This is a genomic window from Bacillus sp. PS95 (assembly GCF_037963565.1).
Taxonomy (GTDB): Bacteria; Bacillota; Bacilli; order Bacillales; family Bacillaceae; genus Bacillus; species Bacillus subtilis.
Genome location: NZ_CP150160.1, coordinates 2,481,770 through 2,495,072 on the forward strand (window position 1 = coordinate 2,481,770; position 13,303 = coordinate 2,495,072).

The window sequence follows — 13,303 nt, forward strand, 5'->3', positions numbered from 1 at the left end:
TTTTTCATTATAACAGCTGGCGCTCCGAAACGCCTACTGAAAGAAAAAAATCCCGTTTTTCACGGGATTTTAGAAAGCTTGCTGTATAAACTTATTGCGGATAAATGGAATTCTTAAAAACAAATGGATAAAAGACCGCCTGATTCCTGGCTGGCTGAGTACAGTATTCATAAGACGGTAGCGATTTTGATAAAACATGACGGCAGAAACCGCGAAAATGGCATATATCAAAAGTTTTTTCATGATATCCCTCCTGCCAATAGGGTTTGTTATTCTACCTTATTTATTCTCGAATAAGGGACAGGAAAGTTATGAAAAACAAGAAATAATCCGATCCTCTGTTATCAGCTTATGTACCGGGATGTCATGCGGCAGACGGGGTACGTGCCCAAACAACTGGCACTCCAAAAGCAAAGAGACTGTCTTCCCTTCATATTCACTTAAATAGCGATCATAATAGCCGCCTCCAAAGCCGATCCTAAACCCGTTAACATCAAAACAAACACCTGGAACGATCATCAAGTCAATTTGTGATGGGTTTACTTCTTTTGTTTTTTCAATTACCGGCTCGAGCAGTCCGGCGTACACGGTTTCGAGCTGATCATCAGTCTGATATGTGCGAAATTGCATTTTCTTCGTGTCCGGATGGCATTTTGGGATGCAAACTTGTTTCCCTTCTTCCCAAGCCTGCTCAATGACAGGACGCGTCGGTATCTCTAATCCTCTGGAGATGGTGACCGCAATGGTGCCGGCATTTTGCCACTCCGGCAGAGAAAACAAGTACTTATACATACGTTCCGTTTTTTGAAGCAGATCATCACTTGATAAAGCAGACAGTGCCTGCATTGTCTTTTTTCTTAATTGTGATTTCATCTCTCATCCCCCTCGGAATAGAAAAAAAGCCAGAACCTTTTTCAAAGCTCTGGCTTTTTTCTTACACCTCAAACAGCAAAGCTGTTATTTTGTTTCACGGTGTAACGTAGATTTTTTATCACGTGGGCAATATTTTTTAAATTCAACGCGGTCTGGATTGTTGCGTTTGTTCTTTTTAGAAATATAGTTACGCTCACCACATTCAGTGCAAGCCAAAGTAATATTAACGCGCATTATTTTCCCTCCAAACTAAAATCATTTACTTATTCAGACTTATATATAATACCACTATAATGGACGGAATGCTAGGCTGTTTTTCAATGAATTGCTGAATTATTGAAGATACGCTCATAAAGCTGCAAATATGATGACATAATGAGTCGGGGGTGGTGGAGCTTGAACACTTGTTGTCTGCCAGCTTCTTTTATCCGGCGGGCTTTTTCCCGGTCTTTTAAAAAACTGTCCAGCAGATCAGCCGCTTCCTGTACGAGCGTAAAATCAGCGATGATTGCCGTTTTGTCATGAACCGCATAATCACAAAAACCACCTGACCGAGAAACGACAGTCAGCACACCTTGTTCCATGCTTTCTTGCGCGGCAAGCCCAAACGGTTCATAAGAACTAGGGAAAACAGCCATTTCACAGTGAGACAGTAACGTTCTGATATCTTTCCTATTGAGAAACGGCAGAAACATGACGCGATCCTTCAGGTTATATGCCGCAGCCAATTTCTCATAGCAGGACAGAGACGGCCCCTCCCCAGCCAGCACTAGATAGAGGTCAGGCTGACGCTGCTTCAAGATGGCAAACACCTTTAACAGCTGCGATAATCCTTTTTCCGGAACAAACCTTCCATATGAAAAGAGGAATCTTCTATTCATGCTTCTCGGGATTTTCCCCTTCTCTTTCTCCATAGATGCAGGACTCGGGATAACGGTTATTTTCTTATGTGCCGCCTTATCAAGAGACCGCTTCATAAATGTGCTTAATACGATCAATGCATCAGCGGATTCTATAAGGAGCCGTTCGGTCATGAGCCTGTATGGGTGTGGGGCTTCTCGGCACACCTTCTTCCTTTCGCTTTCAAGACCGTGGATTGTCGCAGCAAGCGGAAGGCCAAGCCGTTGTTTCAAATACTGGGCGGCAGGGGCAGTTGTGTCATCATGGGCATGAATCAGATCAAAGCGTTTATTGTGTGATAACACATGGCGAACCATTGTAAAGTTAGCATCAGCTATGTAATCTTCAAACTTCGCATACGAAAACAGCTGCCCGCTCGGAGTAAAAAACGTAATGTTGATATGAGGGTTTAAATAGGAAATGAGGCGGTTTAAATGGACACCGAGCCCGCTTTTCGGCTCATCGGGATGTTCGGGTGAAAGCATGAGAATGTTCACCGTTCTTTTTCCCCTCTCCCATAACAGGTGTATGCAGAAAATTGCGCCTCCCACCTGGTGTGCGCTTCTTCAATCTGAAAACTGTTTATATGACGAATCCCATTTTCATCAAGATAGATGTCGTCTGTACCGGCAAGCTTGAGAGAGACATTCATTGAATTCACAATTCTGTATTCAGCCCGATATACAGCATCACCAGCCGCCTGTCTAATCGTCCATTCTCCTTTATCATACGTTGTGCGTTTTGTCCTGACAGCTTCAATGTCTTTTCTTTTGATGACAATGCGCAATTCTTTTATCATATCCTGCGTTTTTTCGAAAAGGACCGCTTCAGCCAGCCGCATTGTTTCTTCTGAGATTTCCCAGGTTACGGTCAAGGTGTGAGCGTTTTGAATGATCATGTCGAATGTGTCCCTAAAAAAGGAAAGCTTATGTCGTATATTATAGGGAAATGGGTGTTTATCCATGGACTCCTAACATTCTCCTTTCCAATCGTTCACTTCGTGTTCCTATTAAACCATTACATGAAGAAGAAGCGAAGAAAGATTTCTCGACAAAATCTCGTTTTTTTCGCGAATTCCTTTAGAAACTATTGGTTTTATGGTATAAAAAAGAAGGATAAAAAAAGAATAGAAGGTGATGAAACGTGGAAATTGCTATTATTGCGTTGTTTATCGTCAGTATAGCGCTAATTGCATTCTCATATTCTCAAAGAGACCCGATGAAAGATGTAGAACAGGAGCTCGAAACACTGCAGCTTTCTGCGATGCAGGAAATTTACAAGCTCAAAAAGAAAATGACAGTGCTTGAGGAAGAATTACTGGAAACAAACCTTGTCATTCGCAAATCAAAGCAGAACGACATCAATCAAAAAATCGCTAAACAAATACTTTCTAAATATAATAACGGTATGTCAGCTGAAGCGATTGCTAAAGCTGAGCATGTATCAGTGGAAGACGTGAATACGATTATCAAAGATAATGAGAAGGTGCTCGTATGACAAAACGGGGCATTCAGGCATTTGCTGGCGGCATCATTTTAGCGACAGCCGTTCTTGCAGCTGTTTTTTATCTGACTGACGAAGACCAGGCCGCTGCTGTAAAAGAAAATAAAACAGTAACTGAACAAGACGTGAACAATTACCTTGATTCTAAAAAAATGGTTTCTGTGAACCGTGATGAATATCAAAAACTTCTTGATTCAAAAGAGAAATCGTTGACCGATGACAGCAGCTCAGACACGAAAACAGACAAAGTCAAAACGTACAAGCTCAAAATTAAAGATGGCATGAGCACTGCGGATGTATCTGCTATTCTTGAAAAAGAGGGCATTATCTCTTCGGCTCAAGACTTTAATGACTATGTCATTGATGCCGGCTATCACAAAGAAATTCGTGCCGGCGAGTTTAAAGTAAAATCAGACATGAGTTTCAAAAAGATCGTAAAAACGTTAACACGATAAAAAAACAGGCTGACTCAGCCTGTTTTTTTTCATCCAAACTTTCCTGAAATGTAATCGAGCGTTCTTTGGTCCTTCGGGTTAGAGAACATTTTATTCGTATTGTCGCATTCAACAAGCTCGCCCATGTAGAAAAAGGCGGTTTGATCAGAAACCCTTGCTGCCTGCTGCATGTTATGCGTGACAATGACAATTGTATATTTATTTTTCAGCTCTAGAATGAGTTCTTCAATTTTTCTCGTTGAGATTGGATCTAGTGCAGATGTCGGTTCATCCATCAGCAAAATATCAGGATTGGTCGCAAGTGCTCTGGCGATGCAAAGACGCTGCTGCTGGCCCCCTGACAGCGAAAGAGCGGACGTATGCAATCGATCCTTCACCTCATCCCATAACGCCACGTCTTTTAATGACTTTTCCACAATTTCCTGAAGCTTCTTCTTATTTTTGGTGCCGTGGACTCTCGGTCCGTAAGCCACATTATCAAAAATAGATTGCGGAAACGGGTTCCCTTTTTGGAATACCATGCCGATATTTTTCCGTAAATCCACGATGTCCACTTTATCCTTTAAAATATTGCTGCCATTATAGTTCAGCTCACCTGCAAGCTTTACATTTGGCGTCATTTGAATCATTAAATTCAATGTCTTGATAAAGGTCGATTTCCCGCATCCGGATGGACCGATAATCGCCGTAACCTCATTTTCATAAATGCTCAAATTGATATTTTTTAAAGCATGATGCTGTCCATACCATAAGTTCATTCCATTGACTTGATAGACTTCCTGTTTCATTACAGCTTCGGTAGCAATACTCATTGCCGCCCTCCTATCCGAATTTCCCGTTAATATAATCCTCTGTCTTTTGCTTTTTCGGACTCGTGAAAATCTGTTCGGTCTGTCCGTATTCTACAAGCTCGCCGTTTAAAAAGAATGCCGTCCGGTCAGAAACCCGCAGAGCCTGCTGCATATTGTGCGTGACAATAATAATTGAGTATTCTCTTTTCAATCCTGTAATTAATTCCTCTATTTTCGCATTTGAAATCGGATCAAGCGCTGAAGCTGGTTCATCAAGCAGAAGAACAGCCGGCTTCATCGCAAGCGTTCTCGCGATGCATAAACGCTGCTGCTGGCCGCCGGATAACGAGAGTGCGGATGAATGTAAACGATCCTTCACCTCATCCCAGAGGGCCGCTTTTGTTAAACTTTCTTCCACAATTTCATCTAAAACAGCTTTATTCCGCTCTCCGGCATATTTCAATGCATGTGTGATATTCGCATAGATCGATTTCGGAAATGGATTTGGTTTTTGAAAAACCATTCCGATTTCTCTTCTCAAGCTGACAACGTTAATATTGCCGCCCAATATATTTAATCCTTCATAAAGGATTTCACCTTCCGCTCTTGCAGATGGAATTAAATCGTTCATTCGGTTAATATTTCTCAAAAAAGTAGATTTTCCGCATCCCGACGGCCCAATTAAAGCAGTCACCGCATTTTTTTCAATATCCATGTTTACATGATGAACGGCTTGTTTATTTCCGTAAAAAATAGACAGATCTTTGACCTCAAGCACGTGATTCTGCTTCGGAACAATAACAGCTCGCTCAGGTTTTTCTTTTACCATTTGTTCAGACATGTTTTTCGCCTCTTTCCGTTCTAATTTGCCGTAAGCTTTTTGTAGATCATCGTGCCAAGCCATCTCGCCGCGAGATTAAACACAAGAACAGAAATCACCAGCACGGCAGAACCACCGTTGGCAATCGCTTCAGCATCCGGAATCATTCCTTGTGTATTGACGTTCCAAATGTGGACCGCAAGTGTTTCAGCGGGCCTGAAAATATTAAGCGGTGATGTTTCCGAAAACGGGTTCCACTCCGTAAAATTAAGACGCGGTGTTGTCAGGCCTGCCGTAAATAATAATGCGGCCGCTTCCCCGAACACCCTTCCTGACGCTAAAATTGCTCCTGTGATGATAGAAGGAATCGCACTTGGAATTAAAACTGTTTTTACGGTATGCCAGCGTGATACACCTAAAGCGAGAGAGGCTTCCTTCAGATCTTTAGGGACTGAACGGATCGCGTCTTCTGTCACACGCACCATGACAGGAAGGTTAAAAACAGTTAACGCAAGCGCCCCGCCTATGATCGTATATCCCCAGCCTGTTAAGTTGACAAACATCAATAATCCAAACATCCCAATGACAATAGACGGAAGAGATGAAAGCACCTCTATACATGTTCTGATGAAGTCAGTTACTTTGTTATTAGGCGCGTATTCAGCCATGAAGACTCCGCCGCCCACACCGAGCGGGATTGTAATCAGCATTGTAATAAACAAAATATAAAAGGAGTTAAACAGCTGATCTCGTATGCCTCCTCCAGCTGCAATGGCGCTCGATTTTGTTGTAATAAATTGCAAACTGAGCTGAGAAACACCGTTTATAATAATATAGGAAAACAAACCTACTAAAATGGCAGCGATAATGGCTGCACACAAACCAAACATTCCGGTCGCCAGTTTATCTGTTATTTTGCGGTTCATTACACTTTCCTCCTAGATGACAAGTAGCGAATAAGCAGGATGAACAAGAATGACATCACCAGAAGCACAAGTCCCATTGACCACAGCGTATTGTTTTCAACACTTCCGTATGTGGTGTGGCCCATATTCAGCGTGATGATCGTTGTCAGCGTTCCCGCAGTGTCAAACAGGCTTTCCGGCAATACTCTTGTATTTCCAATGACCATCTGAACAGCCAAAGCTTCACCGAACGCCCGAGCCATGCCTAACACAACAGCTGTCATCAATGTTGGAAAAGCTGCAGGCACAAGTACTTTTCTGATTGTCTGCCATCTTGTCGCACCGAGCGCGTAAGAACCCTCTCGTAAACTCTTCGGAAGAGAAGCCATTGCATCAGCAGAAATCGATGTGATCGTCGGCAGAATCATGACGGAAAGGACAATCGTTCCCGCCAATAAACTGTGCCCTGTTCCGCTCGATTTGAACTGGGCGATAAACGGCACCAATACTGTAAGACCTATGAATCCATAAACAACAGATGGAATACCGACTAAAAGCTCAATCACCGGCTGCAGCACTTTCTTTCCCCAATTCGGGGCAATCTCTGTCATAAAAATTGCACCTGCAATGCCAAGCGGCGCAGCGATTAGAGCAGAAAGAATCGTTACTGCAAATGAGCCAAAAATAAATGGCAGCACTCCGTATTTCGGATCACTATCTGTAGGATTCCAATTTAAGCTCGTTAAGAATTCAATTGGGCTTACACCATTTACAAGAAAAGATTGCAGCCCCTTCACGCCGAGGAAAATGGTGATTGCAACAGATGCCGCAATCATAATCAGCGCACATGCTGTCACAATCATTCTTCCCCGAACTTCATCCAATTGCCGATTTTGCCTTGAGCTGATTAAACGCTCGCTCACAGACATATTTTCTCTATTGTTTATCATTGTTTTACACTCCTATGAATGTGTTAAGAGGAGAAACGGTTGTCCCCGCACTCCTCTTTTTATTAAGATCAGCTTTGCTTCCCGTTGGCATCGCGTGTCACTTTCATATCAGTAACCGGAATGTAGCCTTGGTCAGTAACAATGCTTTTTTGAATGTCTTCACTCTTTAGATAATCAAGAAATTCTTTAGCTAAACCTGTCGCTTCACCTTTTGTATAAGAATGCTGATAAGCCCAGATCGGATACTCGCCAGTTGCTACATTTTTCGCTTCAGGTTTAACACCGTCAATAGATAGAGGAGTTACTTTGTCATCTGTTAAATATGAGAATGCAAGATATCCAATCGCTCCCGGAGTATCAGCAATGATTTTTTTCACCGTGTTGGAGGAATCTTCAGTAATGCCTTCTGCAGGCTCCGCTCCGTCAAGCGCATATTTCACAAATGTAGCACGTGTGCCGGAAGAATCAGGACGGTTTACAAGTGTAATCTTTTGGTCTTTGCCGCCGAGCTCTTTCCAGTTTTTAATTTTGCCAGTGAAGATTTTTTTCAATTCATCTTTTGAAATATCCTTCACACCAGCATCAGGGTTTACAGCTGCTGCCATACCAACTACAGCGACTTGATGATCGACAAGCGCTTTTGCATCGATGCCTTCTTTTTCTTCAGCAAAAACGTCTGAATTCCCGATCTGAACAGCTCCTTCAGAGACTTGAGAAAGCCCTGTTCCAGAACCGCCAGCTTGTACCTGTATATCAGCATCAGGGTTTTCTTCCATAAATTTTTCCGCGGCTGCAAGTACTAGTGGCTGCATGGCCGATGAACCAGAAATGGTTAAAGAACCTGATGCCTTTTCTTCTCCTTTTGCAGAATCGCTATTCGATTTTTTACTTTCTCCTGCATTTCCGCATGCAGCTGCAATCATTATAAAAGCAGCCATCAGAAGCATAAGCACCAATTTGTTTTTTTTCATTTCCTGAATTCCCCCTGCGTATAATGTGTAATTTGTCCTACACGTATAGAGTAAAGGTTCTATGTAAAAAGGGTTTGAACCGAATGTTAAGGTTTTGTAAATCAGTGCGTTTTTTTGTATAAAAAAAACGCCCACATCATGTGAGCGTTTCTTTTTAGTTATCAGAAGACGTTGTGTTTTCTGCATTTTCTTCAATTTTGTCTTTATTCTTTTGCTGAGTATCTTCTTTGTCCTGCTTCGATTTCAGCTCAAAATATTTATCCATTACTTCCCTGCCGATTTCGTTTGTAATGGTATATTTAGCGCTGTAATCAATATAAGCCCAAGGGACTACTACAGAGATCGCAATCTCAGGATTATCAGCCGGTGCATAGGCAACAAGTGTCGTATTATAAGTCGCTGTTCCTGTTTTTGATTTATCAGGTCCATCATAGAACGATTGTGCTGTTCCTGTTTTGCCGGCAGGCTGATATGACGCTGAAGCAAATTGGCTGGCAGCTGTCCCTTTTGTCATCACCCGTCTGAATCCGGCCTGAACCTCTTTAATGTATTCACTCTTCATGTCGATTTTATTCAGCACTTCCGGCTGAACGGACTGTACGACAGCACCGATCCCTCTTTTAGCATCAGGTTCTCTGACTTCCTTTACAAGCTGAGGCTTTAAGCGATATCCGCCGTTTGCAATCGTTGATACGTATTGCGCAAGTTCCAGCGGTGTATATGTGTCGTATTGCCCGATCGCATAGTCAAGCAAGAATCCCGTCAATCTGTCTGTTCCTTTATAGCCTGTCATTTCATTCGGAAGATCAATTCCAGTTTTGACACCTAATCCAAATTGGCTGAAATAATTACGGAACGTATCAAAGGCCGTCGTATCAATCGGTAAAGCCTGGTGCGGTTTATATTCACCTTTTCCGAGCGCGATCGCTGTTTTAAACATAAATACGTTGGAAGACTGCTCTAAGGCTCTTTGAATGTTAACAGGTCCTAAAGTAGTCCAGGATTTTTTACCATTTTTATCCTGGCCGATATACAATGGTTCATCCTGAAAAACTGTATTCAGGTTGATGGCACCGGTTTGAAGGCCTGTCAAGACTGTTGCCCCTTTGACTGCTGAACCCATGGCGTAAGATGACGTCATTGTACCTAAAGCGTAATCATCAATTTTATATTTCCCATTTTCTTGTTTAATCTGCTTGCCCGCCATTGAAAGCACTTCACCGTTTCTTGGGTCCATCATGACAACGAATGCCCGGTCTAACAATTGCGTGCTTGGTCTTGCTTTAGCAGATTTGAGGTTCTTCTCAATGATTTTTTCCACTTCTTTTTGCAAATCAATGTCAATCGTAAGCACGAGATCTTTACCGGCTTTACCTTCAGAAACGGTTTTCGTTCCCGTGACATTGCCGTTTGAATCTGTGATATTTTCGACTTTGGCTTTTTGGCCCTGCAGAAGGCTTTCGTATTGGTATTCCAAATAGCTTTTTCCGACCCTGTCATTACGGCTGTAGCCAAGCGACAGATAATGGTCGAGCAAGTTGGACGGCAATCCTTCATTAGAGCTGGAAACACTTCCGAGCACTGAGCGAAGAAGGTTTTTATACGGATATTCACGTTCCCAATCGGACGTGACATCAACACCTGGCAGTTCGTCTAAATGTTCACTTACCACTGCCATTTCCTTCGCTGATACATCTTCGTTTTTGATATATTGAGGGGTCAATGCATAGCCCGAATCCATCTGTCTTTTGATAGCGAGGATCTGCATATCTTTATCCGTCAATTCATTCAACTGCTTATCAGTAATCCGTTTTAGCTGAAGCTGGTATAAATCGTCATCGGATATTTTTTTGTCTTCAACCTGCTGTCTTTCTTTAGAGCTAATGAGCTTTTTTGCTTCTTTCGGTCTAGTCAAAATCCAATAATCTTTTTTATCCCGTTCTGTTACTTTTTTTGTATCGACTTTGATCATGTCAGACAGCTTTTTTGCGATCTTTAAGCGCTGTTCTTGCGTGGTCGATTTAGATCTCGTGTATGTGATTGCATTTAAAGCCTTATTTGTCACAATGGCATTAAAGTTTCGATCATAAATTTTCCCGCGTGGTACCGCTGAGCTGACTTCACTTTGTTCCTGCTTATTCGCTTGGTTTTTGTAATCATCGCCTTGCACGATCTGCTTGATGCCCAGTTCCACAATAATCCAGGTAAATATAACAAAGGCAGCTAAAAATAAAATATTCAGCCGGATCGGAAGCGACTTCTTTTTCTCTTTATGATTTTGCTTTTTTGGTTTATTTCTCCTCATAACATCACCTTTTCTATTTACAGAAAGAAAAGACACTCAAGTAAGAGTGCCAGTTTTCATTTTAAAGGTTTTTTCGACTTTTTTCTACAGATAACCCCTTTTTGGCAAAAAAATTATCTCTCGCCTTTTAACAGGGTCGGTTCTGTTACCCGTTTTTGGCCGTCTTCTTCCATGGTTTCATTTTCCCCTTCTTTCTCCTTAAAACGGATATCCTTGACAAAGTAATAAATCAAAGGATGTCCTATACCCAATATCGCAAGTGACAAAGGAATTCCCACATCCTCTTTCAGAAGGGCCACAATCAGGAGAAAGCACAAAATGGAAACAATTCTGCCAGCGTTCAAGAACATTTCTCTAAGCACGATATATTCAATTCTTGCTTTTCTGGCATGCCTCGCGCGCCCTATCACATCATATGTAAGTGATACATATGGCACAAGCAACAGAGGATAGCCGATGGCAATAAAAACGCCATACGTTAATAATGTCGAAAAGCTCATATGGAACAGAATCAAAAACAGCGCGCCATACAAAATAAGTCCGCCCAGCAAAATCGATTTTTTTCTCGCCTTTTTCTTAATCAGCCTGGATGCAAAGTAGTAGGCAAAGAAGGAAACAGCTGAATTGACAAGACCGAATGTACCGAGAGCAAGTTCGCTGTTTGTCTCAATAAATACAAACACACTGATTAAAAAGACAAAAATCCCTTCTCTCAAACCCTGAAAAAAATGCGCATTCGTGATTCTCCGCCAATTCATATTGCTATGGCGCTCTCCAAATACTTTGCTCAGCATAAAACGGCCCTTTGATTCTCTCCGTTTTAAGAAAAAGCTCATCACGACAGCCAGGGCAAATAAACTGAGGGAGAGACTGAAAATCACTGTATAACCCGTATTATTTTCAAGCCTTGAGATCACGAATCCGGCTACAATCGGGCCGATCATTCCTGCAGAGGAAGACAGAATGCCCATAAACCCGTTGAAAAAGTCTCGTGTATCCGGCTCTGTTATTTCAAAGGTCAGCACGTTAAACGCTAGCCAATAAAAGCCATAGCCAACTCCGAGCACCGCGCCGATTAGCACGAGACGGCTGGCCGCCGTTTCTCCGGCTAAAAGCACACTTAAATAAAAGGCAGCTAAAAAAATGACGCCGAACCTTAAAATGAATACCCTGTCTATTTTTTTGGCTAACCGTCCAGCCAAATAAAAGGTTATCGGCTGCATTGTCACAATGGATAAATTATATATCGCCAAATCAATAAATTTCCCTGACTGCTTCCAAAGATACACATTAACAAATGTATTGGACAGTGCAATTCCCAGCGAGTAAAGCCCGCCAATGGTCAGCAGAAAGAGTAACCCTTTGTTTACGTCTACATCGCCTATCACTTTTTTTAGTTTGCTCATTACTAACTCCCCTTTACTATCCCTTAGTCTGTCTCACTCAAACCGAGATATGTAAAAAGAAGACATAAAAAAACAAGGTCCCATAATGAGGACCTTGTTTGTGCCATTATTTTGCTTCGCTGTATAGACGAGCCACTTCGTCCCAGTTTACAACATTCCAGAAAGCTGAAATGTAATCAGGACGGCGGTTTTGATAGTTAAGGTAGTAAGCATGCTCCCAAACGTCAAGACCTAAGATAGGCGTTTTGCCTTCTGAAAGCGGAGAATCTTGATTTGGCGTGCTTGTGATTTCAAGTTTCCCGTTGTTCACAACAAGCCATGCCCAGCCAGAACCGAAGCGTCCAGCTGCTGCTGCTGCGAATTGCTCTTTGAATTTGTCAAAGCTTCCAAATACACTGTTGATCTCTTCAGCAAGCGCGCCAGTCGGTTCGCCTCCGCCGTTTGGAGATAAAAGTGTCCAGAATAATTTGTGGTTCGCGTGTCCGCCGCCGTTGTTGCGGACTGCAGTGCGGATGTTTTCAGGAACAGAATCAAGATCTGCAACAAGCTCTTCAACTGATTTGTTGGCAAGAGCAGTGTTTCCTTCAACCGCTTTGTTTAAATTTGTCACGTATGTGTTGTGGTGTTTCGTATGGTGAATAGTCATAGTTTCCTTGTCGATATGCGGTTCTAATGCATCGTACGCATAAGGTAATTCTGGAAGTTCGTAAGCCATGATAATTCCTCCTTAGTATATATGTACTGAAATGCCGCTTCACAGCGAGCCTTTCTTCATTCAATGTAACAAAAGAATGCTTTGTAATCAATGAAAAAGCTCACGATTTGGCTCATTTCAGCGGACATATTTCACTTTAACCGATAATCTGCCCCATTAAACCTGCCGCCAGCATTTCTTATAGGACCGTCCATAAAAAGTAACCGATCATCAAAAGCTGTATGATGCCCTTTGCAATAACCCCTGTTAAAAAACCAATGAGTGAGCCGAGGCCAATTTTAAACGCTGACTTTAAGTCCTTCTGATGGACGATAAGTTCTGCGCAAACAGCTCCGATAAACGGCCCCAATATGATCCCTGCAACCGGAATGACAAAAGGCCCGATTAATAAACCGATCGTGCTTCCCCATATGGCAGCTTTGCTTCCTCCGAACCTTTTTACTCCAAGCAGATTCGACACGTAATCTGCTGCGAATAATACTGCGGCAAAAACTGCCTCAACAAGCCAGAACATATAAGAATACGGACTGAATGAAAATAAAAATCCGTACAATACAAATCCGGCAACAATAAATACTACGCTCGGAATAACAGGATACACCAGCCCGATAAAGGCAATGATAAAAACCGCTGCAATCAACAGCCAATACAACATATCCATAGCTTCCATCCTCCCATTTTACTCTGTCTTCTTCATGTCTTCCTTGTA

The 13,303-nt window shown here is 42.3% G+C and carries 16 protein-coding genes; 2 read left to right on the top strand and 14 right to left on the bottom strand.

What is annotated here, in order from left to right; genetic code table 11:
- Window positions 1-69: 69 nt before the first annotated feature.
- The 5 genes from NSQ12_RS12775 to NSQ12_RS12795 form a co-directional block, all read right to left on the bottom strand.
- Complete coding sequence (locus tag NSQ12_RS12775; RefSeq protein WP_003230126.1) at window positions 70-243, bottom strand: hypothetical protein; 174 nt, start codon at window positions 241-243, stop codon at window positions 70-72.
- 66 nt (window positions 244-309) lie between these two features.
- Window positions 310-873, bottom strand: a complete 564-nt coding sequence (locus tag NSQ12_RS12780) for a 5-formyltetrahydrofolate cyclo-ligase (protein ID WP_106073569.1) — start codon at window positions 871-873, stop codon at window positions 310-312.
- An 84-nt stretch (window positions 874-957) separates the two neighbouring features.
- Window positions 958-1,107 (bottom strand): 50S ribosomal protein L33, encoded by a 150-nt coding sequence (gene rpmG, locus NSQ12_RS12785; RefSeq protein ID WP_003153056.1) that lies wholly within the window; start codon window positions 1,105-1,107, stop codon window positions 958-960.
- Window positions 1,108-1,190: 83 nt separating this feature from the next.
- Window positions 1,191-2,270 (bottom strand): glycosyltransferase family 4 protein, encoded by a 1,080-nt coding sequence (locus NSQ12_RS12790; RefSeq protein WP_339174865.1) that lies wholly within the window; start codon window positions 2,268-2,270, stop codon window positions 1,191-1,193.
- On the bottom strand, window positions 2,267-2,737 hold the full coding sequence (locus NSQ12_RS12795) for a hypothetical protein (protein WP_144483085.1): 471 nt from the start codon (window positions 2,735-2,737) through the stop codon (window positions 2,267-2,269). The genes NSQ12_RS12790 and NSQ12_RS12795 overlap by 4 nt, the downstream gene beginning before the upstream one ends.
- Before the next feature lie 179 nt (window positions 2,738-2,916).
- On the opposite strand from NSQ12_RS12795, the gene NSQ12_RS12800 reads away from it, so the two are divergent.
- Window positions 2,917-3,270 (top strand): hypothetical protein, encoded by a 354-nt coding sequence (locus tag NSQ12_RS12800; RefSeq protein ID WP_003245993.1) that lies wholly within the window; start codon window positions 2,917-2,919, stop codon window positions 3,268-3,270.
- Entirely contained in the window at window positions 3,267-3,731 is a 465-nt protein-coding gene (locus NSQ12_RS12805) for an endolytic transglycosylase MltG (RefSeq protein WP_042976512.1), read from the top strand. Before NSQ12_RS12800 ends, NSQ12_RS12805 begins: the two co-directional genes overlap by 4 nt.
- 29 nt (window positions 3,732-3,760) lie before the next feature.
- Here the strand turns inward: NSQ12_RS12805 and pstB (NSQ12_RS12810) are convergent, their stop codons facing one another.
- The 9 genes from pstB (NSQ12_RS12810) to NSQ12_RS12850 form a co-directional block, all read right to left on the bottom strand.
- Entirely contained in the window at window positions 3,761-4,543 is a 783-nt protein-coding gene (gene pstB, locus NSQ12_RS12810; RefSeq protein ID WP_014480273.1) for a phosphate ABC transporter ATP-binding protein PstB, read from the bottom strand.
- A gap of 10 nt (window positions 4,544-4,553) precedes the next feature.
- Window positions 4,554-5,363 carry a phosphate ABC transporter ATP-binding protein PstB gene (gene pstB, locus NSQ12_RS12815; protein ID WP_015384102.1) on the bottom strand — a complete coding sequence of 270 codons (810 nt, stop codon included), beginning with the start codon at window positions 5,361-5,363 and terminating at the stop codon, window positions 4,554-4,556.
- A 20-nt stretch (window positions 5,364-5,383) separates the two neighbouring features.
- Window positions 5,384-6,268: a phosphate ABC transporter permease PstA gene (pstA, locus tag NSQ12_RS12820; RefSeq protein WP_029317900.1), complete on the bottom strand. Its 885-nt coding sequence runs from the start codon at window positions 6,266-6,268 to the stop codon at window positions 5,384-5,386.
- On the bottom strand, window positions 6,268-7,197 hold the full coding sequence (pstC, locus tag NSQ12_RS12825) for a phosphate ABC transporter permease subunit PstC (RefSeq protein ID WP_014477352.1): 930 nt from the start codon (window positions 7,195-7,197) through the stop codon (window positions 6,268-6,270). The genes pstA and pstC overlap by 1 nt, the downstream gene beginning before the upstream one ends.
- 68 nt (window positions 7,198-7,265) lie before the next feature.
- Window positions 7,266-8,168 (bottom strand): phosphate ABC transporter substrate-binding protein, encoded by a 903-nt coding sequence (locus tag NSQ12_RS12830; RefSeq protein WP_017696171.1) that lies wholly within the window; start codon window positions 8,166-8,168, stop codon window positions 7,266-7,268.
- 154 nt (window positions 8,169-8,322) lie between these two features.
- Entirely contained in the window at window positions 8,323-10,473 is a 2,151-nt protein-coding gene (gene pbpA / locus NSQ12_RS12835) for a penicillin-binding protein 2A (RefSeq protein ID WP_017696170.1), read from the bottom strand.
- A 113-nt stretch (window positions 10,474-10,586) separates the two neighbouring features.
- Window positions 10,587-11,879 (bottom strand): MFS transporter, encoded by a 1,293-nt coding sequence (locus tag NSQ12_RS12840; protein WP_003230095.1) that lies wholly within the window; start codon window positions 11,877-11,879, stop codon window positions 10,587-10,589.
- Window positions 11,880-11,985: 106 nt separating this feature from the next.
- Window positions 11,986-12,594, bottom strand: coding sequence for a superoxide dismutase SodA (sodA, locus tag NSQ12_RS12845; RefSeq protein WP_004398583.1), 609 nt, complete (start codon window positions 12,592-12,594; stop codon window positions 11,986-11,988).
- 178 nt (window positions 12,595-12,772) lie between these two features.
- Window positions 12,773-13,255, bottom strand: a complete 483-nt coding sequence (locus tag NSQ12_RS12850) for a DUF456 domain-containing protein (RefSeq protein ID WP_004398518.1) — start codon at window positions 13,253-13,255, stop codon at window positions 12,773-12,775.
- Window positions 13,256-13,303 lie beyond the last annotated feature (48 nt).

Excerpts from the sequence above, each read along its gene's own strand:
- pstC (WP_014477352.1), bottom strand. The coding sequence starts at position 7,197 with ATGATAAACAATAGAGAAAATATGTCTGTGAGCGAGCGTTTAATCAGC.
- sodA (WP_004398583.1), bottom strand. The coding sequence starts at position 12,594 with ATGGCTTACGAACTTCCAGAATTACCTTATGCGTACGATGCATTAGAA.
- NSQ12_RS12795 (WP_144483085.1), bottom strand. The coding sequence starts at position 2,737 with ATGGATAAACACCCATTTCCCTATAATATACGACATAAGCTTTCCTTT.
- NSQ12_RS12840 (WP_003230095.1), bottom strand. The coding sequence starts at position 11,879 with ATGAGCAAACTAAAAAAAGTGATAGGCGATGTAGACGTAAACAAAGGG.
- pstA (WP_029317900.1), bottom strand. The coding sequence starts at position 6,268 with ATGAACCGCAAAATAACAGATAAACTGGCGACCGGAATGTTTGGTTTG.
- pbpA (WP_017696170.1), bottom strand. The coding sequence starts at position 10,473 with ATGAGGAGAAATAAACCAAAAAAGCAAAATCATAAAGAGAAAAAGAAG.
- NSQ12_RS12850 (WP_004398518.1), bottom strand. The coding sequence starts at position 13,255 with ATGGATATGTTGTATTGGCTGTTGATTGCAGCGGTTTTTATCATTGCC.
- pstB (WP_015384102.1), bottom strand. The coding sequence starts at position 5,363 with ATGTCTGAACAAATGGTAAAAGAAAAACCTGAGCGAGCTGTTATTGTT.
- NSQ12_RS12805 (WP_042976512.1), top strand. The coding sequence starts at position 3,267 with ATGACAAAACGGGGCATTCAGGCATTTGCTGGCGGCATCATTTTAGCG.
- NSQ12_RS12775 (WP_003230126.1), bottom strand. The coding sequence starts at position 243 with ATGAAAAAACTTTTGATATATGCCATTTTCGCGGTTTCTGCCGTCATG.
- NSQ12_RS12780 (WP_106073569.1), bottom strand. The coding sequence starts at position 873 with ATGAAATCACAATTAAGAAAAAAGACAATGCAGGCACTGTCTGCTTTA.
- pstB (WP_014480273.1), bottom strand. The coding sequence starts at position 4,543 with ATGAGTATTGCTACCGAAGCTGTAATGAAACAGGAAGTCTATCAAGTC.
- rpmG (WP_003153056.1), bottom strand. The coding sequence starts at position 1,107 with ATGCGCGTTAATATTACTTTGGCTTGCACTGAATGTGGTGAGCGTAAC.
- NSQ12_RS12830 (WP_017696171.1), bottom strand. The coding sequence starts at position 8,168 with ATGAAAAAAAACAAATTGGTGCTTATGCTTCTGATGGCTGCTTTTATA.